Genomic DNA, 25,633 nt, shown 5'->3' with positions numbered 1-25,633 from the left:
TTTCTGGCTGTCTGTGGTGCAAGCAACTCCCACGACGGAGAATCTTCCCGTCCAGTCGTAACCCGAGCCGCCTACTACTCTCAGCCCATCCGTTCGCCACCGTTCACGTTCAGCGTCTCGCCCGTCACGAACGTCGCGTCGCGCAGGTACGCCGCCGCCTCGGCGATGTCCTCGGGCTGCCCGAAGTGGCCGACCGGGATTCCCGCCAGCTCCTCGGCCTTCTCCTCGGGCGTCCGGTCGGCGGTCATGTCCGTCTCGATGTGGCCGGGCGCGATGGCGTTGACGCGGATTTCGGGCGCGAAGTCCCCCGCGTGGCTCCGGGTCAACGAGATGAGCGCGCCCTTGGAGGCCGCGTAGTGGCACTCGACGGGCGCGCCGGTGTGTGCGAGGATGGAGGAGACGTTCGTCACCGACGGGTCGTCGTCGGAGGCCTCCAGATACGGGAGCGCGGCCTTCGTGACGTTGAACGCCGAGTTGACGTTCACGTCCATGATACGGTCGAAGTCGCCCGGCGAGAGCGATTCGGTGTAGACGTGCTGGTCGATGCCGGCGTTGTTGACGACGTGGTCGACGCCGCCGAACGCGTCGGCCGCGGTCTCGACGAGCCGCGAGGCACCATCGGGGTCCGAGACGTCCGCGCCGACGACGACGGCCTCCTGCCCGCGCTCGCGGACCACGTCGGCCACCTGGGCGGCGGCCTCGTCGCTGCTGTGGTAGTTCACCGCGACGTCGTAGCCGTCGCTGGCGAAGCGGAGCGCGATCGCGCGGCCGAGCCCTCGTGAGGAGCCGGTGACGACTGCTGCTGGCATACCGGCTCCACGGGGGGCGGTCGCTTCGGGGTTGCGGTACCGGCGACCTCGGCCGGCGTCTCGGGTCAGTCCGGTGCGTCGGCGTTCCAGACCCCGGCCGCTGCGTCGGCGAGCCTCTCGGGGTCGTCGCCTGCTGCATCGTGGGCGGTCTCGTACGCGAGCGGGTCGTCCGCGACCCGGGCGACGAGCCCGGCGCTCCGGAGGTGTTCGAGGTGTGCATACGCCTCGCCGGCACCGAACTTGACGTGGTAGCCCGCCATCTCGCCGAACAGGCGCTCGGCGAGTGCCCACGGTGTCGCCGGCTCCACGGCCGCGAGTGCAGCGAGCGCGCGGCCGGAGCGCTCGCGGTGGTGCGCGCGCAGTTCCGCGGCGCGTGGCGCGAGCGGGAACGACCCGCCGTGGCCGGGCCGGGCGACCTCGACCCGCGCTTCGAGCCGTGAGAGGGTCCGTCGGTACGCCGTCAGCGGGTCGTCCTGCCGGGTGTCGCCACCGCCGACGTTCGGCGTGCAGGTCCGCAGGACGGCGTCGCCGACGAACCCCACGTCGTCGAGCACGAAGGCGGCGTGCCCGGCCGTGTGGCCGGGTGTGTGGAGGACCTCGATTCCGGCGACCGTCTCACCGTCCGCGAGTTCGCGCACGGGAACCGAGTCCGGCACCGGCGAGGGGCTGTCGAAGTCGACCAGCGTCGCGACCTGGTCCGCGGGGACCCCCCAGCGTTCGAGCGTGGCTGCGTCGCGGTCGAGGCGGCGCGCGCGCTCGGCTGCGTAGTCGGCCACGAGCGGCGCGTCGTGTGCGTGCATCGCGAGGGTCGCGTCGGCGGCCTCGTGGAGACGTGCCGCGTTCCCGGTGTGGTCGGCGTGCCAATGGGTGACGAGGACGTGGTCGATGGCCTCGAGCGCGAGTCCGGCGGCGGTGACACCGTCGCGGAGGCGGTCCCACGCCGACTCGGTCGGCGGCCCCGGGTCGACGAGGACCTTCTCGTCCGGGAGCAGGTACGCGCTGTTGCCGCCCTCCGCACTGCCGTCCGACCCGCCGGAGACCTGTATCCGTCGTACGTCTGCCATCGAATGGTAGTCACCACGGCCGGTCGGCGGAAACGTGTTCCGGGTTCGACAGCCGTTCCTGTCGGCTCTCCGGTACATCTATGGTGGTCCCGGCGAATTGCTCGTGCATGTCCCTCCACGCAGTAGACGAACTAGACGACGCCATCGACGTGACGAAGGGGCTCCTGTTGCCCTTCGACCTCCGTCACTGGCTCAAGCTCGCGCTCGTGGTGCTGTTCGTCAGTGGCGGTGCCCGCTTCCCGTCCTACGCCTTCAACTTCGCCCAGCCGTCCGGCACCGTCGACGCCGGCGGTATCGTAGAGGAGGGTCTGCTGCTGCCCGCCGTCATCGCCCTGGTCGCACTGGTCGTCGGGTTCTTCCTCCTCTTCGGCGTCGTCGGCGCGGCCATGGAGTTCGTCTTCGTCGAGGCGCTCGTCTCGGGCGAGGTACGGATCAGACGCCACTTCCGCGAGTACTGGCGGCGCGGCCTCCGCCTGTTCGGCTTCCGGCTCGCCGTGACCCTGCCGATGCTGCTGGTCGTCGTCGGGCTCGTCGCGGCGTTCCTCTTCCCCGTCCTGGCTGGAAACGGGGTCGAGCTCGGCCTCATCCTGCTGCTGGCCGCTATCCCGCTCCTGTTCGTCCTCGCGTTCGTCGTCGGCATCGTCAACGGGTTCACGAGCGTCTTCGTCGTCCCGGTGATGCTCGCGGACGACTGCGGGGTCCTCGACGGCTGGCGGACCCTCTGGCCGTCCATCACCGACGAGACGGTCGAGTACATCGGGTTCGCGGTCATCAACTACGTCATCAGGCTCGTGAGCGGCACCGCGGCCGCGATGGTGCTCGGCGTGACCGCGCTCGTCCTGCTCCTCCCGGCCGCACTGGTCGTGTTCGCCGTCGCCGAGGTGCTCTCGGCGACCAGTGGCCTGCTCGTCGCCGCCACCTTCGTCGTGGTCGGCACCGTCTACGTCGCCGCGCTGTTCGCGGTCTGGGCCGTGGTCCTCGTGCCCGTCGAGTCCTACCACCGGTACCACGCACTGCTCGTCCTCGGTGACATCCTGCCGGGCTACGACCTCGTCGCTGACCGCCGGCCGTCCGACGCGGGCGGCTCGGGCGGCGCGACCCCCGGCGACGGAGGCGGCCCCGGCGGGTTCGACGACGGGGACGGCTTCGAGGGGGACAGGCCCACCGACGGGGCCGACGACGGCTCGCCCGGCCCGGTGTAGGCTCCAGGGCGGGAGAGCGACCCTAGACTGATGCGACGACCGAGCGACCCCTCCGTATGGTCGACGACGAGGACGCCTCGACTCCGTACGGACGGCACCGACAGACGAGCGTCTACACGACCGGGATGCTCACGGGGTCCGTGCCGGATCTCCCCGCGGACCCGGACCGCCTCGCCGAGCGCGCCCGGGAGGAGCTGGACGGTCGGGCGTACGACTACGTCGCCGGCGGGGCCGGCGGGGAGTCCACGATGCGGGCCAACCGACGGGCGTTCGACGACTACCGCATCGGCCCGCGGGTCATGCGCGACACGGGGACGCGTGACCTCTCGACGACCGTGCCCGGACAGGAGTTCGCGGCCCCCGTCCTCCTCGCACCTATCGGCGCCCAGGGCATCGTCCACGAGGATGGCGACCTCGCGAGCGCCCGGGCGGCGGCCCAGTGGGATGTTCCGTACGTCTGCTCGACGCAGGCCTCCGAGCCACTGGAGGACGTCGCCGACGCGCTGGGTGAGACACCGAAGTGGTTCCAGCTCTACGCCAGCGAGGACCGCGAGCTGACGCGGAGCCTGGTCCAGCGCGCCGAGGACGCCGGCTACGACGCCATCGTCGTGACCCTCGACACGCCACATCTGGGCTGGCGCGAGCGCGACCTCGACCGCGGCTTCCTGCCGTTCCTCGACGGCGACGGCATCGCGAACTACACCAGCGACCCGGTGTTCCGCGACCGTCTCGCGCAGCCGCCCGAGGAGAACCCGCGGGCCGCAGCCCAGGAGTTCGTGCAGGTGTTCTCCGACGCCACGCTCACCTGGGACGACCTCGCCTGGATCGCCGAGCTGACGGACCTGCCGGTGGTCGTGAAGGGTATCCTCCACCCGGACGACGCGAGCGCGGCCCTCGACAACGGTGCGCGGGGCGTCGTCGTCTCGAACCACGGTGGGCGACAGGTCGACAACGCAGTCGCCGCGCTCGACCAGCTCCCCGGCATCGTCGAGGCTGTCGACGAGGAGGCCACCGTCGTCTTCGACTCGGGTATCCGCCGCGGTGCCGACGCCCTGGTCGCGCTCGCGCTCGGCGCCGACGCGGTCTCGGTCGGTCGTCCATGGGTGTACGGGCTGGCGCTCGCCGGCGAGGACGGCGTGGCGACGGTCTGCGAGAACTTCCTCGCGGACCTCGACCTGACCGTCGCGCTCGCGGGCTACGACGCCGTCGACGACGTCGACGAATCCACCATCCGGAGCAGTTGAGGGGACCTGACGGATCGGGTGACCCCTGAACGTCCTGATACCCGTTCCCTGACCGGAACGCATTTTTTGTTCCGGCCAGATTTCCCCGATATGAAACGACGCGCCCTGCTCGGCTCCGGTCTGGTCGCGCTCGGTAGTCTGGCCGGCTGTCTGGGTGAAGGGGACGACCCCGCTGGGACGGACCCGACGACAGGCACGGCGGCCCCGACGGAGGCGACCAGCGGGACGACCGACGCGAACACGCCGGAGGAGATCGGCGGGGACGGGACCGCCTCGGGCGGCTCGCCCGACTCCCCGCGCGACGTGACCGCGAACCCCGGCGACCCGAACCCGACCGACGGCTTCCCGCCGGAGCCCGCGGAGGTACCCGCGGAGCGCGAGGTCGACACGTCGAGCTACCGGACCATCGACGTCGACGGCGAGCAGATACAGCTGGCACCCATCGAGGACGTCCACTACTGGTGGGCGCGTCAGGAGGTCCGGGTCGCCGACGCACGCGGGCTGAGCCAGTACCGAGAATCGCACATCCTCGGCGCGGTCGCGAGCCCGGTCGGGGCCGGCATCGACGACACCCACGTCGGGGACTGGGCGACCGACGAGCGTATCGTCTGCTACTGCGGCTGCCCGCACCACCTCTCCTCGATGCGAGCGGCGGAACTCCAGGCTGCGGGCTACGAGAACGTCTCCGTCATCGACGAGGGCTTCTTCGAGTGGGTCGACCAGTCCTATCCCGTCGTCGGGTCCGACGCGTCGAACCGCACCCTCTACCGGATTCAGGGCCGGACCCGACCGGGGTACGCCGGCGAGATGGTCCTGGCGCGCCACGTCGGGAGCGACCGGGTCGAGGCCGCACCGGTCCAGCGCGACGGCAGCTACGAGGTCCACGTCCGGTTCGCGGACGTCACGCCGGCGTCCAGGCTACAGGTCGAGACACCGGACTACACCGTCACCGCCACGCTCGACGAGCTGACGAGCACCGTCGTCACCGCGCGGCTGGCCGGGGACTGAGTGACGGGTCAGTCGTGTTCGCCGTCGAGGAGCCGGTCAGCGACCGCGGGCAGGAACTCCTCGACGGGCTCGCGGGCGACGTGGTCGGCCCGGTCCGCGTACTTCGTGCGGTCGAGGTTGACGACGACGAGCGTCGCGCCGTTCCGGAGCGCGCTGTCGGGCAGCAGGGCGGCCGGGTCCACGGTGAGCGAGGAGCCGGCGGCGAGGAACACGTCGGCCGTCTCCGCCCGCCGTCTCGCCGCCTGGAGGGCGGTTCGGGGGAGCTGCTCGCCGAACAGCACCGTGTCGGGCTTGTAGACGCCGCCGCAGTCGCAGGCCGGTGCGCCCGCGCCGGCGTCGACACGCTCTCTCGCCGCCTCGACGGCGATGGACGCGCCGCAGTCCGGGCAGGTGGCGCTGGTCCCGGTGCCGTGGAGGTGGACGACGGTCTCGGAGCCGGCCTCGCCGTGCAGCCCGTCGACGTTCTGGGTCAGCAGCGCGTCGAGGTGACCGGTCTCCTCCAGTCGTGCCAGCGCGTCGTGGGCCGGGTTCGGGGCGACCTCGCCGTCGAAGAAGTGGTCGTGCAGCGAGAGCCAGTCCGCCCAGAACCGGTCCGGCTGTGCGCGGTAGCGCCGGAGGGTGAACGCCTGCTCGTCGAACTCGTCCCAGAGGCCGCCCTCGCTCCGGAAGTCCGGGATACCGGAGGCGGTGGAGAGGCCCGCGCCGGTCAGTGCGACTACCTCGTCGGCGTCGGCGATCGCGGCCGCGACGGTGTCCGGGTCGGTCATGCCCGGTGTATCGGTCTCCGTCGGTAAAGCACCTGTTGGCGCGGGACGGCCCGACACTGTTCCAGTTCGACGGAGAGTGACGGGTTTGATTACTTGTGGGACAGATACCCGGCTATGGAGCGCCGCCAGGTCCTGTCAGCTGCCTGTGGAACGCTCCCACTGGCGGGCTGTCTGCTCGGGAGCGACTTCGCTGTCGAGGGGGCGGAGACGACTGTGACCGAGCACCGGTGCATCGACGGAGCCGAAACCGAGGGGTCGGTCCGCTTCGACGGTCGGGACGCAGTCGTCGTCACGGGCGACCTCCTGTTGCACACCCGGTGCGACGCGGTGAACGTGAACGTGTTCACCTCGAACGCCGAGCGCGAGCGCGGGAAGGCCGTCGTGGAGGTCATGCCGGTTCGCCCGCGTGGAACCACCACCAGCTGCGAGCACTGCGACGACCAGCCCGTCTGCACCTACGAGACCCGGGTCACGTTCTCAGACCGGGTCACCGGTGTCGACCTGCTCCACGGGCTCCCCGATGGCGAGTCGACGGACGTCGCCGTCGAACACCGCGAGTAGATCGCCACGAACCCTCTCACCACCCGCCAGCCATCCGCGAACCGCCCGACGGCCGCCGACAGCAGTATCCGAAGGTTGAAACGCGCCCATCACCTCCAGCGTATATGGAATACGAGGCACTTCTCGACCGAGCACACGCCGACCTCCCCGACAGACCGCAGGACGCGGGCAGCCGCCTCTCCGTTCCCGACCCCGCGGGCGAGACCGACGGCGCGTTCACACGACTCACCAACCTCCAGGCCATCGCCGACGCCCTCTCGCGGGACTCCCAGCACCTCCACCGGACCATCCAGCGGGAGCTCGGTACCAACGGTCAGTTCGACGGCAACCGCGCCCGCTACAACGGTTCGTTCTCCGTCTCGGACTTCGACGCGGCCATCCAGCAGTACATCGACGAGTACGTCACCTGCGGCGAGTGCGGCCTCCCCGACACGCGCCTCGTGACCGAGGACGGCGTCGACATGCTGCGCTGTGAGGCCTGTGGTGCCTTCCAGCCCGTCTCGAAGAGCAAGTCCCCGAGCAGCGCCGACGTCAACCCCGACGAGGTCGAGGAGGGGCGTACCTACGAGGTCAAGATCACCGGCACCGGCCGCAAGGGCGACGGTGTAGCCGAGAAGGGCAAGTACACCATCTTCGTGCCCGGCGCGCAGGAGGGCGACGTGGTCCAGATCTACATCAAGAACATCTCCGGCACGCTCGCGTTCGCCCGACTCGCCTGATTCGGCGGTTCTTCTCTTTCGAGCACGCCAACCGCCAGCGGTCGCTTCGCGCGGAGGGCGCACTCGAAAACGAGCACCCTCGGCTGACCGACCGCCGAGCGAATCCCCTATTCGCGCTCGATGAGCGTCGCGATACCCTGCCCGAAGCCGATGCACATCGTCGAGAGGGCCGTCTCCGCACCGGTCCGTTCGAGTTCGTGGACCAGCTTCGTCACGAGAGCCGCCCCGGTCGCACCGAGCGGGTGCCCGTGGGCGATGGCGCCGCCGTTGACGTTCGTTCGCTCCCACGGTGCGCCCGTCTCCTCGAGCCACGCGGCGACGACGCTCGCGAACGCCTCGTTCACCTCGAAGAGGTCGATGTCGTCGACCGTCACGTTCGCAGAATCGAGGAGCTGCCGGGTGGCCGGGATGGGGCCGGTGAGCATCATCACGGGGTCGACGCCGACGACCTCCTGGGCGACGATGCGGGCCATCGGCTCCCAGCCGTTGGCCTCGGCGACCTCGCGCGAGCAGACGAGCGTGGCGGCCGCGCCGTCGACGATGCCGGAGCTGTTGCCGGCGTGGATGACGCCCTCGCCCTCCTCGCGGAACGCGAGCGGAAGGTCGGCCAGGGTCTCCATGTCGGTGCCTGGTCTTGCGTGCCCGTCGCGCTCGACCGTGATGGGCTCGCCGTCGAGCGTCGTCTCGACCGGGACGACCTGGGAGTCGTAGCGGCCTGCCTCCCACGCCTCGCCCCAGCGTCGCTGGGAGTCCACGGCGAGCTCGTCGAGGTCGTCGCGGTCGAAGCCCCACGTCTCGGCGATGCGCTCGGCGGACTCGCCCTGCGGGACGGGTTCGGAGTAGTGCTCGCCGTAGGTGTCGGCCATCGAGCCCCCGTCCGACCCCATCGGCTCGCGGGTCATGTGCTCGACGCCGCCGGCGACGACCACGTCCTGGAAGCCCGCGGCGACCTGCCCGGCCGCGAAGTTGATGGCCTGCTGCCCCGAGCCGCACATCCGGTTGAGCTGTACGCCAGGCGGGCCATGGCGGCCCTCGTAGGACGCACCGGGGCCGGCATCTCCGGGTATCTCTTCGCCCCAGCCCGCCACGAGCGGTGCGATGCGAGCGATGTTCGACCCCTGGTCGCCCTTCGGGGTGACGCAGCCGTAGACGACGTCGTCGACGACCGCGGGGTCGAAGCCGTTGCGTTCCTCCAGCGCACGGAGCGGTGCTGCCGCGAGGTCCTGCGGGTGGGTGTCTTGGAACGCACCGTCGCGCTTCCCGAACGGTGTCCGCACCGCGTCCACGATGACTGGCTCGTTCATCGGTACAAACTGTACCACGATTTACTTGTTTCTTACGCCGGTCCGGGGCGACGCCACTGAACTCGGAACGGATTGGGTGTTCATTGGATAATCGGAGACAGAATCGGAGCAGCACCAGTTATAAGCGGTATAACTCGACGATGGAAAATTTTAATACCCCATAGCATGACTATCGAGGTACATGACGCGTACTCTCGTCGTGCGGAACGAGTCCCGTACCGGTGGCGACCACCGGTACGCCGCACACGGCGACAAGCCGTCGACCACGGTGACGGGTACGCCGCTTTCTCGCTGAGGCCCCGTCACGCCGGCCCCCGACGCCCGGCAGCACGTTGCTCCACTGTCAGCACGCCGTCGCGGCTGCTGCCAGGCGACCACGTGTGGAGGCACCGCCGTTCGACCGCCAGAGCCGACTCCACGAACCCATGACCGAGTTCACCTTCGAGACGGACGCCCAGCACGCCCCATACAACCTCGCGTACCTCGTCGACGACCGCAGCTACTGCTACCACCGGTTCGACGTGGACCCGGCGCACGACGACGGCGTCGTCGACCCCGACACCGGCCGCCGCGACGCACCCCCGGACTTCGGCGCCCGTCGCCGCGCTGTCGTCGCGTTCTACGGCCACCGGTGCGGTCGCTGTGCCGCACGGGTCGACACCGGGAGCGACGGCGACGCCGAGGTCGCGTACCTGTTCAGCGTCGCCGACGAGGACCAGGACAGTTGGGCCCTCCGCACCCTCGTCGCCGTCTGCGAGCCCTGCTACGACCTGCTCAGTACGGACTGCACGGACAGAATCGGCGGCTTCGGCGACGCCTACCGTCGCGCACCGCAGTTCCCCGCCTGGACCGGTGACCCCCGCGTCGCCGTCGAGCGACTCCCGCTCACCGGGCGCGAGGTCTGGTTCAGCGACCAGCTTCGCGAGCGGGTCGCCGTGGAGGGACCGACGGGCGAGAGCGTCAACGCCGACGCCGCCGCTGACGCCTGTCTCGCTCGCTCGACACCTGCCGCGGTCGCGGTCGCGCTCAACGAGGCGCTCGTCGCCGACGAACGCGGCCCGCTCTCGACGGCGACGCGCCGGCTCTCGGACCAGTGGGAGTCACTCGCCGACCGAGAACGGGACGCGTACGAGCAGCGTGCGGTCGACGCCGAGACGGTCGTCGGCGGTGGGTTCGAGCCGTGCATCGACCTGCAGCGTGCCTGAACACGGGGACGACTCCCGCGGAGCGGACCCGGGATGACCACCCGCCGACGCTCGGCCCTCAACCCGCCGACGCTCGGCCCTCCGCCAGTCTCAGACGCCGACGCTCTCGGGGTCGGTTCGGCGTCGCCCGAGGTACCACCAGACGCCGAGCAGTGCCACGCCGACGGCGGCGACGGCACCCCCCGCGGTCGGGCTGGTCGTCGCCCCCACCGAGACACTCGAGATGAGCGCGCCGCTCCCGAGTGCGAGGGCGAGGAAGCGCCCGACGCCCTGATCCAGCCGCGCCGCCACGACGCCCTCGACGTCCGCTTCGGTGACGTACTCCGCCCGGAGCGTCTCCTCGACCGCGCCGAGGTCGTCCGCGGCCGCCGCGCGCTCGTCGAGCGCCTCCACCTCGTCCGCGAGCGTCGAGATGGCGGTGTCGAGGCGCTCTTCGGCGTCCTGCAGGTCCGCCGCGGCCGCGGCGGACTCCTCGAGCGCTGTGACGCGCTCGCGCAGCTTCGCGACCCGCCCCTCGAGCTCGTTCAGCTCCGAGACGGTGGCGTGGGCCTCCACGACATCGTCGATGCGGGCGTCGAGCTCGGTCCCCGTCGTCTCGATGTCGGACTCCAGGCCCGTCCGGACTGCTTCGAGGTCGGTCGCCAGCGAGCGCTCTAGCGCCGCGACCGTCCGCGCCTCGGCCTTGCGCTCCTCCAGTTCGCGGGCGGCCCGGGCGACACGCTCTAGGTCGTCGGCCCGGGCGGCGTCGTCCGCGAGGTGGTCGAGTCTGTCGGCCAGTTCGCCGACCGCTGACTCCGAGGCGGCGCGGTCGTCGAGGTCGCGCAGCGACGCCGCGAGCGCCTGGACGCGCTCGGCTTCGGCGGCGGTCCGCTGGAGCGCGTCGAGGCGTTCCTGGACGGTCGAGACGGTGCTCGCGTCGGCCTTCAACCCGTAGAGGTCGGTGATGCTCTCCTCGAGTCCGTCCAGCTCCGCGGTGAGCTGGTCCCGCTTGCGCTTCGCCCGGGACTGCAGGTGGTCGACGAAGGAGGAGGTCGAATCGGCGAGCTCGAGGTTCAGCTCGTTGCGGAGCAGTTCGCGGTCGGCCTCGTCGACGCGGTCGTTCCGAAAGGCCGCGACGAGCGCGCCGACCACGTCGTCCTCGGCGTCGAGCCGCCGGTCCGCTGCGGGTGGCTCGCTGTCGCCGTCGGCCTCGCTCGAGCTGTCGGTCGGCGTGTCGCCCGAGTTCGGGTCGTCGTTCGCGGGTGCCGCGCCCGCGGGCTCTTCGAGGTCGAGTGTCGGGGGGTCGCCGTCGACCTCGTCGGACGCGTCGTCGGCGGGCGCGGCGGACGCGGTGTCGTCGTCGCTCCGGCTGGCGGTATCTCGACCGGCGAACGACTGCTCGATGGACGAGAGGTCCATATCGCGCTCCCAGTCCGCCGGTTCGTCGTCGAGAGTCGGCCCCTCGGGACCAGACGGTGCGTCGGTGTCCTCGTCGGCGTTCGAGGCGGACCGGCTGGCTCCGTCCCCGCCGAGGACCGTGAGCTCGGGCTCGCTCGCGAACGCGGCCGGGTCGGGGACGGACGCGGTGCGGAGGCCGACCACCGTCTCGACCCGGTCGTTCGGGGCGAGCGAGCAGCGGAACTCCACCCCTTCGCTCGTCTTCTGCCACTGGTCGGCCTCGTAGTCGGCGTGGAAGCCCACGTCGTCGGACTCGATACCCGGGGGCATCGTGTCCCGGAGGGAGACCGCGACGGCGGTGTCGGCGTTCGACTCGATCTCGTACCTGACGACCGGGATGGCCGCCGCGTCGTCGGAGAGGCGCTTTGCCACGCGCACCGCGTCCGTCCTGACGACGGTCGGCGAGCCCCCGTCACCCGTCGCAGCACCCGACGGACGTGAACGTTGCCCAGACATATATTTCACAGGACACTGCATTCATTTTAGTCTATCGGACAGAGATGTCGATGGGGCTGAGATTCCGTCGAGAAACGGGGTCGGAGCTGCTCGTTACTTGTTCTGCGGCGGCGCGACGAGAACCGGACGGTCCGCGTCGAGGATGATGCCCTGCGTCGTCGAGCCGAACAGGGCCTTTCCGGCGGGCGAGCGCCGGCGGCCGCTCACACAGATGCAGTCGACGTCCCTGTCGGCCGCCTCGTCGAGAATCTCCGGGGCGGGGTCCCCGCTGGACTCCGAGAGCGAGTAGTCGATACCGGCTTCGTCGAGCACGTCACGGACCGCGTGGACCGTGGCGAGCTGGGTCACGGACGCCCCCTCGGGGTTGTCCCGGAAGACGTGGAAGATAGTGACGCGGACGGAGTCCGGAGCGTCCGGAAGGTCGACGACCGCCTCAGCCTGGGAACGTGCGCGCTCTTCCGCCGTGTCGAGTGCCAGCAGTACCTCGTACATACCCACCGCTACACCCGTGGGTGGCTTATCTTTGGGGGGTGATTTGCACGGGTTGGTTACGAGACGCCCCCGACCCCGCTGTCTGCGTCGGGGAGGTCGTGCTTCTCGACCTCGATGCCGAGCTCCTCGAGCGCGGCCGCCATGTGCTCGTCCTGTGCGTACTCCGCACCGTCCGCCTCGCGGATGCGCTGGGTCGTCGCCAGCACCTCGGCCCGCCGCTCGTCGGGGAACTCGTACTTGTCGGTGGCGAGTTCGATGACGAGCCCGTTGTTGTCGGTGGTGTACAGCGAGTGGAAGATGCCCCGGTCGAAGATGTTGTAGCCGCGGCCGTCCGCCTCGATGGCGTCGACCATCTCCTGGAACCGGTCGGGCGCGACGCTGAACGCGAGGTGGTGGACGCCGCCGACGCCGGTCCGCTGCGGGCCGGCGTTCGACGGGCGGTCGTCGCTCACGAAGAACGTGAGGATGCGCCCGTCGCCCGTGTCGAAGAACAGGTGCGTCTGTGACGGGTCGTCGAGGTTCGGCTGTCGGAGCACGAGTGGCATCCCGAGCAGGTCGCGGTAGAACGCCACGGTGTCCTCCTCGTTGCTCCCGATGATGGTCATGTGGTCGGTGCCGGTGGTGCGGAACGGACTGTCCGGTGCCTCGGCCGTGACCGGAATCTGGTCGTCTCCCATGGTATCCGGTGTAGTCCACGAAGACGAATATACCTGCCTCCAAACGACGCAGGTGACGCCACTGTAACCGGGTCAGCGCCGGTAGTGGCGCTCCCACTTCGGCACCGAGCGTCGGTAGAGGGCGATGCCGATACCGCCGACGAGGACACCGCCGACGCCGAGTGCGACCAGCAGTTCGGTCGAGACGGGTGCGAGCACCAGCCCCACGATGAGGATGGGGACGAGGACGACGGCGAGTGCGACCCCGAACCCGGCGAACAGCACCGTGTCGAACAGGAACTCGTTCGGGTCGAAGCCCGCCAGCGCGACGGTCACGCCGAACAGGTAGAGTGCGAGCCCGACCAGCAGCACGAGCCCGACGACCGCCTCCGGAAGCCGTGCACCCTGCCAGACGACCGCGAGGAGGAAGTAGCCGACGCAGGTCGGGATGCCGAGCACGAGGAACGCCCGGAACTTCGCCCGGACCACGTCGGCGACCGACACCGGATAGAGCTGGTAGCTGGCAACGTCGTCGTACATCGTGATCCAGTTGTAGGTGGTGAAGGCCGAGAGCGCGAGGATGGCCCCGAACGAGACGCCGGTCGACGGTTCGAGCCCGGTGATGGTCTCGGCGAGGTCGATGAGCAGCCAGCTCACCGCAAAGAGGATACCGCCGGAGAACAGCACCTTGCCGAGGCCGCCGCTGGACCGCTGCACGTCCAGCAACGTCTTGACGGTCAGGCCGTCGGCGTCGAACGGGAGCCGGGCCTGCCAGCGCGGGAACGTCCGGCCGGCGGTCCGGGCGGCGCGCTCGTAGCCGGTGTCGTAGACGGCGATGCCGGCGGCCGCGAGCAGCGGAATCGGCGCGAGGGCGACGACGACCTCCGGAAGGGTCGCCCCGTCGAACAGCCCGTACGGCGTGAACCGGACGAAGTCGACGCCGGAGACGAAGGCCAGTCCCGCACCGGCGGCGAGACCGAGCAGGAGGAGTCGGCCGGACGTCCCGCGCGTCGAGAGGCCGATGGCGGCGAAGGTGATGGTCACGCCGAGCAGGAACATCGCGGTCGTGGTCGCCCACGCCGTGGGAATCGCGAGCGCGGCCAGGTCGCCCGAGACGACGGCCGGCGTGAAGCCGACCGCGATGGGGAACAGGAACAGCACGGCGTAGTACACCGCGTCCTTCAGCAGGAACACGCTCAGGAGCCGGCGCTGGGAGACCGGCAGCGTGCGGGCACTGAACACCAGCATCGTCACGTCGCCGAGCACGTCACGCATCGCGTCCTGGCCGACGAATCCGGTCGAGCCGGTGCGCAGGCCGAAGAAGAGCGCGAGCCCGTGGACGCCGGCGAGTATCGCGGTGATATCCGTGCCGGTGGTAGTGAGCAGCGACACCGCCCCCGCGGTCAGCAGCGCGACGAACACGGGGAAGCCGGCGAACCGGCTGCCCCCGAACAGTTCGCTGTGGAGCCGCCACTCCTCGCGGAGCATCTCGACGAACAGCCGGCGGTTCAGGCTAGTCATCGCCGGGCGTCGCCGCGGGTTCGGTCCACTCCTCGTCGCTCCCGACGTTGGCGACGAACGTGTCGAGCAGCGACTCCTCGGCGTCCATCTCGCCCGGCCGCCGGTCCGCGATGAGACGGCCCTCGTAGACGATGCCGACGCGGCTGCAGATCTCCTCGGCGACCTCGATGTGGTGCGTCGAGATGAACAGCGTGTTCCCCCGGTCGCGGTAGTCCTGCAGGTAGCGCTTCACGCGCTCCTGGACGATGGGGTCGAGGTTGGCGAGTGGCTCGTCGATGAACACGACCTCGGGCTCGTGGAGGAAGGCCTGGGTAATCATCACCTTCTGCTGCTGTCCCCGAGAGAGGTCCGTGCTGAGCGTGTCGAGCTTCTCGGTGAACGAGAGTCGCTGTGCCCACTGCTCTACGCGCTCGTCCAGCACGTCGGCCGGGACGTCGCGGACGGTCGCGACGAAGTCGAAGTACTCCCGGGGAGTCATGAAACTCGGCGGCGACTCCTGTTCGGGCAGGATGCCGACGTGGCGTCGCGTCTCGACCGGGTCGGCCACGGGGTCGTGGCCGAGCACCGACGCGGTGCCGGAGTCGGGCTGCAGCTGCCCGGTCAGGATGCCGATGGTCGTCGTCTTGCCCGCGCCGTTCGGTCCCAGCGCCCCGAACAGCTCGCCGTCCTCGATGTCGAGCGTGAGGTCGGCGAGCGCGGTGACGTCACCGTAGGTCTTCCGGAGGTTCTCGGTTCGGATCGCACTCATCAGTCGTTCGATGTAACGTATCGAAACATAAAGACCGTTCTGCCCGCGGCGCTAATGGCTCGCTAGCCGGTTCCCACGCAGAAACAACGGACCAGGAAGCCCCCTTTCGGACTCGCCGGTCAGTTGGTGCGGCCGTCGCGGACCCGTTGTCCGAGCCGCTGAAGTGGCCTCGTCCCGGTGTACAGCTGGACCAGGAGCGAGGTGATCATCGCGACGGAGAACACGAGTGCGACCCCGATGGGACCCACGTCCGCGAGCAGCGGAACGCCGAGGTCCGCGGCGATGACGCTCGCCATCGCCGCGAGCCCGAGCAGCAGATAGTGTTGGTACCACGGCAGCCCCGTGTTGCTCATGACCGCCGTGTAGGGTACGAGCTCGTCCGCGAGGTCGGTGAGCGCCACCGACTTCGTGTTCGAGTCGTACTTCACGATGCCCAGCCCGTCGAGCTTCGGTAGGTGGGTCTGGTGCAGGGATGCGTAGACGCTGTCGCGGATGTTCCGCGGTGGCGGCGACTCTCCGGTCTCCTCGGCGGCGATGGACTCGGAGAGCTCGCGGAGCGTCGATGCCCCCCCGTTTCGACGGAGCTGTTTGAGTACGAGTCTCCGACGCTCGTTGCTCAGTACGGAATGTATCTCCCCCTCTTCGAGCGCTGTCGCGTCGACAGCGCGTTCGGTACGACTAATCGCTGGCGTGCTGATTGACACCTCTCTTCTCCCCCGGTGTGAAACAGGGTATCAACCGTTATAGCTCTACGCCCTGTATGGCCAACACGTTTATATACAGCTCCGGTTTCAGCGAACCGGCCACAACAGCTCGTTACTGGCCACAACCGCCGGTTAACGATGTCTTACGGTTATCTATACTGGTTTCCCACCGCTGACCGGTCAGGTTGCGCGACCGGACACCCAACAGTTAACCCGAATCCAGACACTGCCTCGGATATGCACGTACTCGTCCCGATCGACGGGTCCGAGCCGAGCACCCGTGCGCTGGCGTTCGGCATCGACCTGGCGGGCCGGTTCGACGGGGAACTCGACGTGGTCCACGTGGGGGACCCCGAGGTCGAGGTGACGGAACAGCTGCTCGAGGATGCCCGCGAGCAGTGCGGGGAGGCCGGTGTCGACGCGACGGTCGACGCCGTCCCGGAACCGACGAACGAGTCGCGGCTCCACTACGCGACGAAGGTCGGCGGCCGGATACTCGAGCTCGCCGAGGAACGCGGTGTCGACCACATCGTGATGGGGAGTCACGGCCGCTCCGGGGTCGACGAGTACGTCCTCGGGAGCGCGGCCAAGACCGTACTGGACGCACAGGAGTATCAGGTGACGGTCCTGCCGTGAGGCCGACGGGGGGTCCGGCTCGACACCGGTGGGTGGTTCGCCTGGGACGCTCCCCGTCGGAATCCACAGGAGTTGGCGTGCCGTCTGCGACGGTTCGCAACTCGTAAGACCACCGCAGTCGGTTGTTGTGATAATGGTACTCGGCGGTCTCCTTCCCGACACGACGCCAGTGCACGTGGCGGTCCTCGTCGTCACCACAGTGATGATCTGGTTCGGCAGTGGCTGGCTGGAGAGTTCCGCCGAAGAGCTGTCGGCGTACTACGGGTTGCCGGACGTCGTGCAGGGCTCTATCGTCGTCGCCGTCGGGTCGAGCTTCCCGGAACTGGCGAGCGTCGTCGTCACCGCACTCGGTGGGTCGTTCGGGATGGGCGTCGGCGCGGTCGTCGGGTCGGCCATCTTCAACATCCTCGTCATCCCGGCGCTCTCCGGCATCGCGGTCGATGAGACGCTCGACTCGAACCGCACTATCGTCTACAAGGAGGCCCAGTTCTACATGCTGGCGGTCTCCACACTCGTGATAACGTTCGCGTTCGCAGTCATCTACTTCCCCGTCGAGGGCGCGACGGAGCTCGAGGGGAGCGTGACGCGGCCGCTCGCGGCCATTCCGCTCCTCCTCTACGGGCTGTACCTGTTCATCCAGTGGCAGGACGTCGGCGACCACGAGAGCGACGACAGCGGCAGCGGGGTAGCGGTCGTCCGCGAGTGGGGCCGACTGGCGGGCGGCCTGCTCATCATCCTGGTCGCCGTGGAGTCGCTCGTCGGCGCGGTCGAGGGGCTGAACGCCGCGTTCGGCATCCCGGAGTTCATCGCCGGCGTCACCATCATCGCCGCCGCGACGAGTCTCCCCGACGCACTGGTCAGCGTCAGGGCGGCACGCGACGGGCGGGGAATCACCAGTCTCGGGAACGTCCTCGGCTCGAACACGTTCGACCTGCTCGTGGCCATCCCCATCGGGGTCCTCATCGCCGGGAGTTCGACCGTCTCGTTCACCGTCGCGGCACCGATGATGGGTGTCCTGACGGTGGCGACGATACTCCTGTTCACGCTGCTCCGGACCGACCTGCGGCTCACGACGGTCGAATCCTACGTCTTACTGCTCGCCTACATCATCTTCGTGGGGTGGGTCATCGGCGAGACCATCGGCATGTTCGGACTCATCAAGGGCTGAGGGCGACGGGCATACCCGGTCGACGGCGATGCAGCCCGGAGACAGCTTCTTTGTGGTCCGGTCCTCAGTGCGGGCGTGGACGCAGTCGAGCTCTCGACCGTCGTGGACGTGCCCCGCGAGGAGGCGTTCGAGTTCCTGCTGGACTTCACGAACCACGAGCGCTACTCGGAGTACGTCTCGGACGTGACCAGACGCGGCGACGGCTCCGTCGGGACCCGTTTCGACATCACGCTCCAGTGGTGGAAGCTCTCCTACACGCTGACGCCGGCCGTGACGGGGCTCGACCGCCCGAATCGCATCGACTGGCGCATCCCGAAGGACGTGCACGCGAGGGGCTACTGGGGGCTGGAGCCCGCCGACGAGAGACCGGACGCGGCGGACGCTGCAGCCGACGGTGGCCGGTCGACCGGGGAGGACGGCCCCGCGACCCGGATCCGACTCCGCATCGAGTTCGACCGCCAGCGGTCCCGCCTCGGCCGGCTCCGCCTCCCGCCGATGGTCTCGACCGACTGGGTGCTCCGGCGCATCAAACCTCTCGCCGCCCGCGAGGCACAGCAGGTGTTCGAGCGGGCCGTCGCCGACCTCGAGGGCGAACGCCGCCCGGTGGACCTCGAGTTCCACGTTCGCCCGTCGACCATCTGACCGGAGCCCGTCACCGATTCGGCATCACAGACCGGGTCGCTCTTGTGGGTCGGCTTCCTGAGCCGCACCCATGGACGGAGCGCTCGGACCGCCCGAGAAGATGGCCGAGCAGGCCGACGAGCTGACGCCGATGATGCGGCAGTACTTCGAGCTGACCGGGCGCTACGACGACGCGCTCGTGCTGTTCCAGGTCGGCGACTTCTACGAGACGTTCTGCGAGGCCGCAGAGGTCACGAGCCGAATCTGCGAGGTGACGCTGACCAAGCGGGAGGACTCGACGGGCCGCTACCCGATGGCGGGCGTGCCCATCGACAACGCCGAGAGCTACATCGAGTCGTTGCTGGAGGCCGGCTACCGGGTTGCGGTCGCGGACCAGGTGCAGGAGCCGGCGGAGACGACGGGGGTTGTCGACCGGGCGGTCACCAGGGTCGTCACGCCCGGCACGCTCACCGAAGACGAACTGCTCGCCTCGGCGGACAACAACTTCGTCGCCTGTCTCACCCGGAGCGCGGACCCGGACGACGACCCCGCCACAACCGAGGAGTACGGCTTCGCGGTGCTCGACGTGTCGACGGGCGACTTCTACGCGACCGCGCCGCCGTCGCCGGCGGCCGTCACCGACGAGGTCGGACGGTTCGACCCCGCCGAGGCCATCGTCGGCCCCGAGGTCGGCAGCGACGCGTTCCCGGCGGACTGCATGGTTTCGCCGTTCGACCGAACCGCCTTCGACGTCGACGCCGCCGCCGAGAAGGTCCGCGAGTACTTCGGCGACCCGGACAGCCTGCTCGCGGGCGAGGCCGAGGTCCGGGCCTGCGGCGCGCTGCTCGCGTACGCCGAGTACGCACGCGGTGGGGCCGGCGAGCCGGCGACGGACGACTCGGCGGACACAACTGCCCCGGCGGACGGCCACCTCGACTACCTCAACCACCTCACGAGGTACGACCCGCGGGAGTACATGGTGCTCGACCCGACCGCCCTCGCCAGCCTCGAGCTGTTCGAGCGCCGCGCGGTGCGAGGCGTCGAAGGCGCGACGCTGGCGGACGTGCTCGACGAGACGGCCTGCGCGATGGGCCGCCGTCGGCTCACGGACTGGCTCCGCCGGCCGCTCGTCGACGAGGAGCGCATCGCCGGTCGCCACGACGCCGTCGGCGAGCTCAGCCGGGACCCCGCCACGCGGGAGCAGCTCCACGAACTGCTGCGGGACGTGTACGACGTGGAGCGGCTCATCGCCCGCGTCTCCCGCGGTCGCGCCAACGCTCGGGACCTCCGCTCGCTGAACGACACCCTCGACGTGGTGCCGGAGCTGAAGGCGACGCTCGCCGACGCCGACTGCGATCGCCTCGTCGGCCTGCGCGACGGGCTCGACGAACTCGAAGACGTTCGGGACCTCGTCGGGCGAGCTATCCGCCCCGAACCGCCAATCGAGGTGACAGAGGGCGGTGTGATTCGGGAGGACTACGACGACCGGCTCGACGAGCTCCGCGAGACCGAGCGGTCGGGCAAGCGGTGGATCGACGAGCTCGAAGCACAGGAGCGCGAGCGCACCGGCATCGACTCGCTGAAGGTCGGGCACAACCAGGTCCACGGCTACTACATCGAGGTGACGAACCCGAACCTCGACGCCGTGCCTGAGGACTACCAGCGCAGACAGACGCTCAAGAACTCGGAGCGGTTCTACACGCCGGAGCTGAAGGAGCGCGAGGACGAGATATTCCGGGCGGAGCAGCGCGCCGACGACCTGGAGTACGAGCTGTTCCGCGAGGTGCGCGAGGCGGTCGCCGCCGAGACCGAGCGCGTCCAGCGCCTCGCCGACCGGGTCGCCGCGCTCGACGTGTTCGTCGCCTTCGCCACGGCGGCAGCGCAGTACGACTACTCGCGCCCCACCTTCTCCGAGACCGGCATCGACATCGAGGCCGGCCGCCACCCCGTCGTCGAGCGCACCCAGGACTCGTTCGTCCCGAACGACGCCAGCTTCGACCGGGACGAGTACCTCGCCGTCGTCACCGGCCCCAACATGAGCGGGAAGTCGACGTACATGCGGCAGGTCGCTCTCATCTGTATCATGGCCCAGGCCGGCAGCTTCGTCCCGGCGGCCGCGACCGACCTCCGCATCCTCGACCGGGTGTTCACCCGCGTCGGCGCGAGCGACGACATCGCCGGCGGGCAGTCGACCTTCATGGTCGAGATGACCGAGCTCGCGGACATCCTCCGGGAGGCCAGCGAGGACTCGCTGGTCCTGCTCGACGAGGTCGGCCGCGGGACCTCGACGGCCGACGGGCTCGCCATCGCCCGCGCCGTCACCGAGTACGTCCACGACGAGCTCCGGGCGACGACGCTCTTTGCGACGCACCACCACGAGCTGACCGAGACGGCCCGGGAACTCGACGGCGCGTTCAACCTCCACTTCTCCGCCACGGAGACCGACGACGAAGTGCGGTTCAACCACGAGGTGGGCCGCGGCCCAGCCACCGCGTCCTACGGCGTCGAGGTGGCCCGTGCGGCCGGCGTCCCGACCTCGGTGCTCGACCGGTCGCGGGAGCTGCTGGCGCGGACGACGGACGAGTACGGTGCGGAGGCTGCGGACGAGCGTGCCGTGCCGGACCCGGGCGGACCCGGTGAGCACGGAGCCACGCCGGACCGGTCGCCGGACGACGACGACGACGTCAGGGCCGCCGTCGCGGACCGCCTCCGGGCGATAACCGTCGCGGATACGACGCCGATGGAGGCACTCCGCCTGCTGGACGAACTCAAGCGCGAACTGGAGTAGCGGCTGTCCAGAATATTCAAAGAGATAGATAGGTACCCGGATGCCCGTCGTAGTACGGCCTGGTTGTTGTGGTCCTCAGGGCCTCGAAACGGTCGGCTACCCCTGATTCTTCTTCTAACCTACGAAAAGTTACTCCTGTCTTTAAATAGAACAGTCGTGAACGTACGGTTGCTAGCGGCGATAGCTAGTGGAGGATACCGATGCAATACACGTTCAACGGAACCCTGTGCAGACGGCCGTGTCCCGGGATGGAAGAACCGATGGCAGATACGACGGTGGTGCTCTACCGTGCCCCGGACGAGGAGGGGATAACGAGGGCGGCATCGGCGCGCACCAAGCAGACCTTCAGGGTCGGGACCGAGGGGGAGCTGGAAGAGCAGACCCGTGGCCGCCTGGCGAGCGCGGAGACCGACGGCTCGGGCTCGTTCTCGGTGACGCTCGACCAGAAGGCGGACGAGTACTTCGGCGACCCCATCGTCGTTGCGGCCCGGATTCCCGACCCCGCCGGCGGCGACGACGTCGTCCACGCGACAGTCACCGTCGTCCAGCCCGACTGGATGGAGGGCCAGGAGGGGATGGTCGCGGAGTGGGACGAGTGTCTGACCGAGAGCCAGTGGTGTTCGGTCCTCGAGGCCTTCGACACGTGGATGGTCTGTGGGCAGGTGACCACCTGCGCCGACGAGGAGGAACCGACGGTCCCGGTGCCCGACCTCAGCGTGACCGCCTTCGACGCCGACATCATCCAGCGGGACGAGCTGGGGACGGCAACGACGGACTCGGGTGGCTGGTACAGCATCTACTACTCCCGGGAGGACTTCGAGGAGACCCCCGCACCGTTCATGCCCATCGAGTTCAGGGGCGGGCCGGACCTGTTCTTCCGGGTCGCCTCGTCCGGCGGGAGCACCCTCATCGACGAGGAGCCCAGCGACGGGCGCGAGCCGGGCCGCGAGGACGTCGGGCACTGCGCTCACGTCGACCTCTGTGTGGACTTCACCCCGGGCGACGGCGACGACCCCATCCCGACCGCCTGGACCCGCGTCGGCACCGCGTTCGACGTCGACGCCGACTTCGACGACGACGGCTACGCCGGCTCGATGAAGTGGGGGCTGACCGGCACCTTGCGGATGACCGGGAGCACCCCCCGGTCGACCGGCGGCGGCAACGACGTCGAGTACCGGTTCCTCGTCTCGACGACGACCGCGGACAACTCGGACCCGCCGCTGTCCTCCGGAGCGTTCACCGCTGCAGTCGGCGACCAGAACAACCCCAACCTGCTCGCCCAGTCCGTCGAGGTCGGGATGCTCGTCCGGTTCACCGCGAGCGGGCTCGAGCGCTACTCGGTGACGGCGACGCGTGACGACATGGACAACCAGGGCTGGTTCAACATCAACGACGCCATCCAGCGGACGTTCGACGAGGAGGGCATCCCGCCGAGTGCCCGAAGCTCGTTCAGCTGGCTCGACACGGACGTCCTGCTGGGTATCGACACCGAGCACCTCACGACCGAGTCGGACGTGCCGGACGGTGCGGCCCAGGCGGGCGACGACATCGACCCGGCCGACGAGATCGGCGTCGAGACGTTCTCGTTCCGGTTCGAGGCGCGCGAGGTGACCCCCAGCGGTGGCATCTCGTACCTCCCGGCACACGGCCAGACGCTGAACCGTGCGGTCGTCGACAACACCAGCGCGTTCCGGAAGCTCGAACTCCCCCAGCAGGCCAGCGGTGCGTGTGACCCCATCTCGACGGACGACGTCGACCTGGCCTACACCATCCACCATCCCCATCTCAGGGACGCCGAGATACAGCTGAAGCCGAACAACGCGGGCTGGAACGAGCTCGAGGACACCGAGACCGGGAGCGACGTCGACTCAGAGGTGTCGTTCTACAGCGCCACGCTGTCGGGCTCGCAGCTCAAGGCCATGCAGTCCACCCACTACAACGCCGAGTTCGACATCGCCGACGAGGTCCCCGAGGAGTGCAGCTACATCGTCGAGTTACGCACCAGGAAGCGGCTCCACACCGGAAGCAGCTCCGCGAACTGGTCGCGGCTGCCGCCGATCTCGTTCTGGGCCGAGTGACGGCCGACGCCGCCGGTCAGACCGGCGCGTCGAACTCGTTCCCGCACTCCGGACAGCGGAGACGGTGCTCGCCGCCCTCCGTGTCCATGAGGAACCGGAGCGTCTCCGAGTCGCCACACTCCCGACACGCCATCGGGACGCGGATGTCCTCGCTCGGCTTCGGCGCGCCGAGCGCGATGACGACCGCGTCCTCGTCGCCGTCGTTGACGCTCGTCTGGAAGTCGCCCGGCGCGAAGCGGACGACCTCGTGTTCGCCGACCACGAACTCGTCATCGGGCGTCTCGAAGGTCACCTCGCCCTCGACCACGTAGAACACCTCCTCCTGGTCGAAGTGGGCGTGCATCCCACCCGAGAGCGACTCCCCGGGCTCGATGGCGTAGTAGTTGATGGCGAGGTCCTCGGTCCCCAGCGGGTCCGAGAGGCCGCGCCGGTCGAGCTCCGAGCCGTCCATGAACGCCGGTTCCACGTCGTCGATGTCGACCTTCTCCATGCGCCGGACTGCGGCCGGCAGCCAGAAAAGTCCACCCGTCGCGGCGAGGCGCTCGGTACGAGTCGGCGGTCCGACTCAGTCCTCGCCGGGGGGTTCGACCGCCGAGAACTCCAGCCCGCGCTCGGCGAGCATCCGCCGCGCGCGCTCGGTGACCGACGGCGCGACGAGGATACCCCGGACCGTGGCATCGGCGTGGAGGTCCCGCTCCAGGGCGTCGACGTACCTGCTCAGCTGCCCGACCGCGTCGGGCCCGACGCGCTTGCGCTTGAGCTCGACGACGACGACGTTGCCGTCCGCGTCCTCCCCGAAGATGTCGACCGCGCCGGCGGCGGTCCGCCGCTCGGTCACGAGCGGCTGGAACCCCGGTTCGACCAGCCCCGGCGATTCGAGGATGCGCTGCCGGAGGTCCGCCTCCGAGCCGGTCAGCGACAGGCTCTCGCCGTCGTCGACGGCGAACGCGGACACCTGCCGGACCGACTCGAACGCGACGACCAGCTCCTCGTCGGGGTTCGCCCGGGTGCTGACCAGCCGGAGCGCGTCGTCGTCCGCGTCCCGCTCGACGCGTTGCGAGCACCCCGGCGGTTGCCAGTTCACCGGCTGCTGCCCCTCGTCGGTGTGGACCAGCACCGTCCCGTCGGGCTTGGCGGTGACGTGGCGGTCGCCCGGGCCGAGCGTGCTCGACGCCCGACCCTCGTAGTCGACCGCGCAGCGCCCGAAGACGGTGAGCAGGTCGCCGCCCGCCAGCGCGTCCGCCATCGCCGCCTCCGCCCGCGCCAGGGATGGCTCGACGACGGTCCTGACCCCGCTTCCGGTTCGCTCCCGTGACACTGCCCCTATCTCGGGGGCGGCGGTACAAAAGCCGCACGCGTCGGGGGCGCGTTCTCAGGATGCCAGCAGCACCGTCCGGCCCTCGGCGGCCCACTCCCGGAGTCGGGTCCGGAGATGCTCGCGGGCGGTGGGCTCGTCTACGGTCCCGCACTCGTGGAGCACGCGCACCGTGTCGGCGACGCCCCGGAACCACGCCGAGATGCGGGCAGCATCCCTGACTGGGTCACGCCCGCGCCGGACCGAGACCAGCGCGCCGTCGCCCATGGGCTCTGCGTCGTCCAGTGCCCGGGCGAACCAGCAGGGCTGGAACGCGCGGACGTCGCCGGTCCGCGAGACGACGAACGCGGCCTCGTACTCCAGGAAGTCGAAGCGTTTGGGGAGGCCGTCGAGCGCGCGGATGGAGCCCCGCGGTTCGGGGTCGACCGGCGCGTCGTGGTCCGGCGGGACCTCGGGTCGCTCGCCGTCGACCAGCGCCTCGTGCGCTGCCTGCTCCCAGTCGGCGTCGGCCCCGAACGGGCTGTCCGGGCCGAGGTCGTCGGACAGCGCGAACCCGAGCGCGCCCCACTGCGAGTGATGGAGCGAGTACGTCCCGTCGGCGCGGCCGTAGGCTACGAGCGCGCGGTGGCCCATGGGCTCGTCGTCGTCGAGAGTGCGGTCGGAGGGCTGGCAGCCGAACGACGTGGGGTCGGTGTCATCCACCCGTCACTGGTCCCGGTATCGTTCATAAACGGTGGGATGGGGAGTCGGGCCGTCTCGCGGTTGCGGTAGGTTCGATCGGAGTTTCAGCTTGCTGAAAGCACTTACCGGTTCGTCCCGGTTTCCCGGGTATGAACCGACGGACGCTTCTCGCACTCTGTTGCGCTGTCGTCCCGGCGAGCGGCTGTCTGGGGGACGGTGACTCGCCGGGGGGCGGGACGGACACGGCCCGGACCTGGACGGCGACCACACCGGGGCGCACGACGGCGAGCGGAGCCAACGAGACCGCGGTCACGGTTGCGGAGTCGGCCACGATAGGCGGGGGGAGCGTGACGGTCGAGACGGTCGCGACGACGGAGTCGTTCGTCCACTTCACGACGCCCGACTCCAAGGGCGTCTCCGCCGAGCAGCAGTACGTGTTCGGTCAGGTC

The 25,633-nt window shown here is 69.6% G+C and carries 24 protein-coding genes; 11 read left to right on the top strand and 13 right to left on the bottom strand.

Annotation, left to right across the window (positions count from 1 at the left end; genetic code table 11):
- Positions 1 to 80: 80 nt before the first annotated feature.
- Together BLT27_RS04655 and BLT27_RS04650 are read right to left on the bottom strand one after the other, a co-directional pair.
- Positions 81 to 809: a 3-oxoacyl-ACP reductase family protein gene (locus tag BLT27_RS04655; protein WP_089731876.1), complete on the bottom strand. Its 729-nt coding sequence runs from the start codon at positions 807 to 809 to the stop codon at positions 81 to 83.
- A 65-nt stretch (positions 810 to 874) separates the two neighbouring features.
- Complete coding sequence (locus BLT27_RS04650; protein WP_089731875.1) at positions 875 to 1,873, bottom strand: MBL fold metallo-hydrolase; 999 nt, start codon at positions 1,871 to 1,873, stop codon at positions 875 to 877.
- Positions 1,874 to 1,980: 107 nt separating this feature from the next.
- On the opposite strand from BLT27_RS04650, the gene BLT27_RS04645 reads away from it, so the two are divergent.
- The 3 genes from BLT27_RS04645 (at position 1,981) to BLT27_RS04635 (ending at position 5,327) form a co-directional block, all read left to right on the top strand.
- The gene (locus BLT27_RS04645; RefSeq protein ID WP_089731874.1) at positions 1,981 to 3,075 is read left to right on the top strand and encodes a DUF7544 domain-containing protein; all 1,095 of its coding nucleotides are present in this window, start codon (positions 1,981 to 1,983) and stop codon (positions 3,073 to 3,075) included.
- Positions 3,076 to 3,131: 56 nt separating this feature from the next.
- A complete protein-coding gene (locus BLT27_RS04640) occupies positions 3,132 to 4,319 on the top strand; it encodes an alpha-hydroxy-acid oxidizing protein (protein WP_089731873.1) in 1,188 nt (395 codons plus the stop codon).
- A gap of 90 nt (positions 4,320 to 4,409) precedes the next feature.
- A complete protein-coding gene (locus BLT27_RS04635; RefSeq protein WP_089731872.1) occupies positions 4,410 to 5,327 on the top strand; it encodes a rhodanese-like domain-containing protein in 918 nt (305 codons plus the stop codon).
- Between the two features lie 8 nt (positions 5,328 to 5,335).
- Here the strand turns inward: BLT27_RS04635 and BLT27_RS04630 are convergent, their stop codons facing one another.
- Positions 5,336 to 6,094, bottom strand: a complete 759-nt coding sequence (locus BLT27_RS04630; RefSeq protein WP_089731871.1) for an NAD-dependent protein deacylase — start codon at positions 6,092 to 6,094, stop codon at positions 5,336 to 5,338.
- A gap of 114 nt (positions 6,095 to 6,208) precedes the next feature.
- Here BLT27_RS04630 and BLT27_RS04625 point away from each other — a divergent pair, with 114 nt between their 5' ends.
- The gene (locus BLT27_RS04625; protein ID WP_089731870.1) at positions 6,209 to 6,655 is read left to right on the top strand and encodes a hypothetical protein; all 447 of its coding nucleotides are present in this window, start codon (positions 6,209 to 6,211) and stop codon (positions 6,653 to 6,655) included.
- 104 nt (positions 6,656 to 6,759) lie between these two features.
- The gene (locus BLT27_RS04620) at positions 6,760 to 7,374 is read left to right on the top strand and encodes a translation initiation factor IF-2 subunit beta (RefSeq protein WP_089731869.1); all 615 of its coding nucleotides are present in this window, start codon (positions 6,760 to 6,762) and stop codon (positions 7,372 to 7,374) included.
- 107 nt (positions 7,375 to 7,481) lie between these two features.
- Here the strand turns inward: BLT27_RS04620 and BLT27_RS04615 are convergent, their stop codons facing one another.
- Positions 7,482 to 8,678 carry a thiolase family protein gene (locus BLT27_RS04615; protein WP_089731868.1) on the bottom strand — a complete coding sequence of 399 codons (1,197 nt, stop codon included), beginning with the start codon at positions 8,676 to 8,678 and terminating at the stop codon, positions 7,482 to 7,484.
- A 380-nt stretch (positions 8,679 to 9,058) separates the two neighbouring features.
- Between BLT27_RS04615 and BLT27_RS04610 the strand changes: the two genes are divergently transcribed.
- Entirely contained in the window at positions 9,059 to 9,883 is an 825-nt protein-coding gene (locus BLT27_RS04610) for a hypothetical protein (protein ID WP_089731867.1), read from the top strand.
- 90 nt (positions 9,884 to 9,973) lie between these two features.
- On the opposite strand, the gene BLT27_RS04605 is transcribed toward BLT27_RS04610, so the two are convergent.
- From BLT27_RS04605 to BLT27_RS04580, 6 genes are all read right to left on the bottom strand, one after another.
- Positions 9,974 to 11,776 (bottom strand): coiled-coil domain-containing protein, encoded by a 1,803-nt coding sequence (locus tag BLT27_RS04605; protein ID WP_089731866.1) that lies wholly within the window; start codon positions 11,774 to 11,776, stop codon positions 9,974 to 9,976.
- 93 nt (positions 11,777 to 11,869) lie between these two features.
- Positions 11,870 to 12,268: a universal stress protein gene (locus BLT27_RS04600; protein WP_089731865.1), complete on the bottom strand. Its 399-nt coding sequence runs from the start codon at positions 12,266 to 12,268 to the stop codon at positions 11,870 to 11,872.
- A gap of 56 nt (positions 12,269 to 12,324) precedes the next feature.
- Positions 12,325 to 12,945: a VOC family protein gene (locus BLT27_RS04595; RefSeq protein WP_089731864.1), complete on the bottom strand. Its 621-nt coding sequence runs from the start codon at positions 12,943 to 12,945 to the stop codon at positions 12,325 to 12,327.
- Between the two features lie 72 nt (positions 12,946 to 13,017).
- Positions 13,018 to 14,445 (bottom strand): hypothetical protein, encoded by a 1,428-nt coding sequence (locus tag BLT27_RS04590; RefSeq protein WP_089731863.1) that lies wholly within the window; start codon positions 14,443 to 14,445, stop codon positions 13,018 to 13,020.
- Positions 14,438 to 15,193: an ABC transporter ATP-binding protein gene (locus BLT27_RS04585; RefSeq protein ID WP_089731862.1), complete on the bottom strand. Its 756-nt coding sequence runs from the start codon at positions 15,191 to 15,193 to the stop codon at positions 14,438 to 14,440. Before BLT27_RS04585 ends, BLT27_RS04590 begins: the two co-directional genes overlap by 8 nt.
- A 119-nt stretch (positions 15,194 to 15,312) precedes the next feature.
- On the bottom strand, positions 15,313 to 15,897 hold the full coding sequence (locus tag BLT27_RS04580) for a DUF7344 domain-containing protein (RefSeq protein WP_089731861.1): 585 nt from the start codon (positions 15,895 to 15,897) through the stop codon (positions 15,313 to 15,315).
- 237 nt (positions 15,898 to 16,134) lie between these two features.
- Here BLT27_RS04580 and BLT27_RS04575 point away from each other — a divergent pair, with 237 nt between their 5' ends.
- The 5 genes from BLT27_RS04575 (at position 16,135) to BLT27_RS04555 (ending at position 23,188) form a co-directional block, all read left to right on the top strand.
- Complete coding sequence (locus tag BLT27_RS04575; protein ID WP_089731860.1) at positions 16,135 to 16,533, top strand: universal stress protein; 399 nt, start codon at positions 16,135 to 16,137, stop codon at positions 16,531 to 16,533.
- 133 nt (positions 16,534 to 16,666) lie between these two features.
- Positions 16,667 to 17,701, top strand: coding sequence for a sodium:calcium antiporter (locus BLT27_RS04570; protein ID WP_089731859.1), 1,035 nt, complete (start codon positions 16,667 to 16,669; stop codon positions 17,699 to 17,701).
- A 75-nt stretch (positions 17,702 to 17,776) separates the two neighbouring features.
- The gene (locus tag BLT27_RS04565) at positions 17,777 to 18,343 is read left to right on the top strand and encodes an SRPBCC family protein (RefSeq protein WP_089731858.1); all 567 of its coding nucleotides are present in this window, start codon (positions 17,777 to 17,779) and stop codon (positions 18,341 to 18,343) included.
- A 70-nt stretch (positions 18,344 to 18,413) separates the two neighbouring features.
- Positions 18,414 to 21,110 (top strand): DNA mismatch repair protein MutS, encoded by a 2,697-nt coding sequence (gene mutS / locus BLT27_RS04560; protein WP_089731857.1) that lies wholly within the window; start codon positions 18,414 to 18,416, stop codon positions 21,108 to 21,110.
- 260 nt (positions 21,111 to 21,370) lie between these two features.
- Positions 21,371 to 23,188 carry a hypothetical protein gene (locus BLT27_RS04555; protein WP_139172247.1) on the top strand — a complete coding sequence of 606 codons (1,818 nt, stop codon included), beginning with the start codon at positions 21,371 to 21,373 and terminating at the stop codon, positions 23,186 to 23,188.
- 16 nt (positions 23,189 to 23,204) lie between these two features.
- Here the strand turns inward: BLT27_RS04555 and BLT27_RS04550 are convergent, their stop codons facing one another.
- The 3 genes from BLT27_RS04550 to BLT27_RS04540 form a co-directional block, all read right to left on the bottom strand.
- A complete protein-coding gene (locus BLT27_RS04550; protein ID WP_089731855.1) occupies positions 23,205 to 23,678 on the bottom strand; it encodes a cupin domain-containing protein in 474 nt (157 codons plus the stop codon).
- A 75-nt stretch (positions 23,679 to 23,753) separates the two neighbouring features.
- Complete coding sequence (gene nucS, locus BLT27_RS04545; RefSeq protein WP_281241449.1) at positions 23,754 to 24,506, bottom strand: endonuclease NucS; 753 nt, start codon at positions 24,504 to 24,506, stop codon at positions 23,754 to 23,756.
- A 54-nt stretch (positions 24,507 to 24,560) separates the two neighbouring features.
- Positions 24,561 to 25,205, bottom strand: coding sequence for a DUF6735 family protein (locus BLT27_RS04540; protein WP_089731854.1), 645 nt, complete (start codon positions 25,203 to 25,205; stop codon positions 24,561 to 24,563).
- Positions 25,206 to 25,633 lie beyond the last annotated feature (428 nt).

Source organism: Haloarchaeobius iranensis (genome assembly GCF_900103505.1).
GTDB lineage: Archaea > Halobacteriota > Halobacteria > Halobacteriales > Natrialbaceae > Haloarchaeobius > Haloarchaeobius iranensis.
The sequence above is the reverse complement of the archived record's forward strand: the minus strand, read 5'-3'. Positions and strand labels throughout refer to the sequence as shown.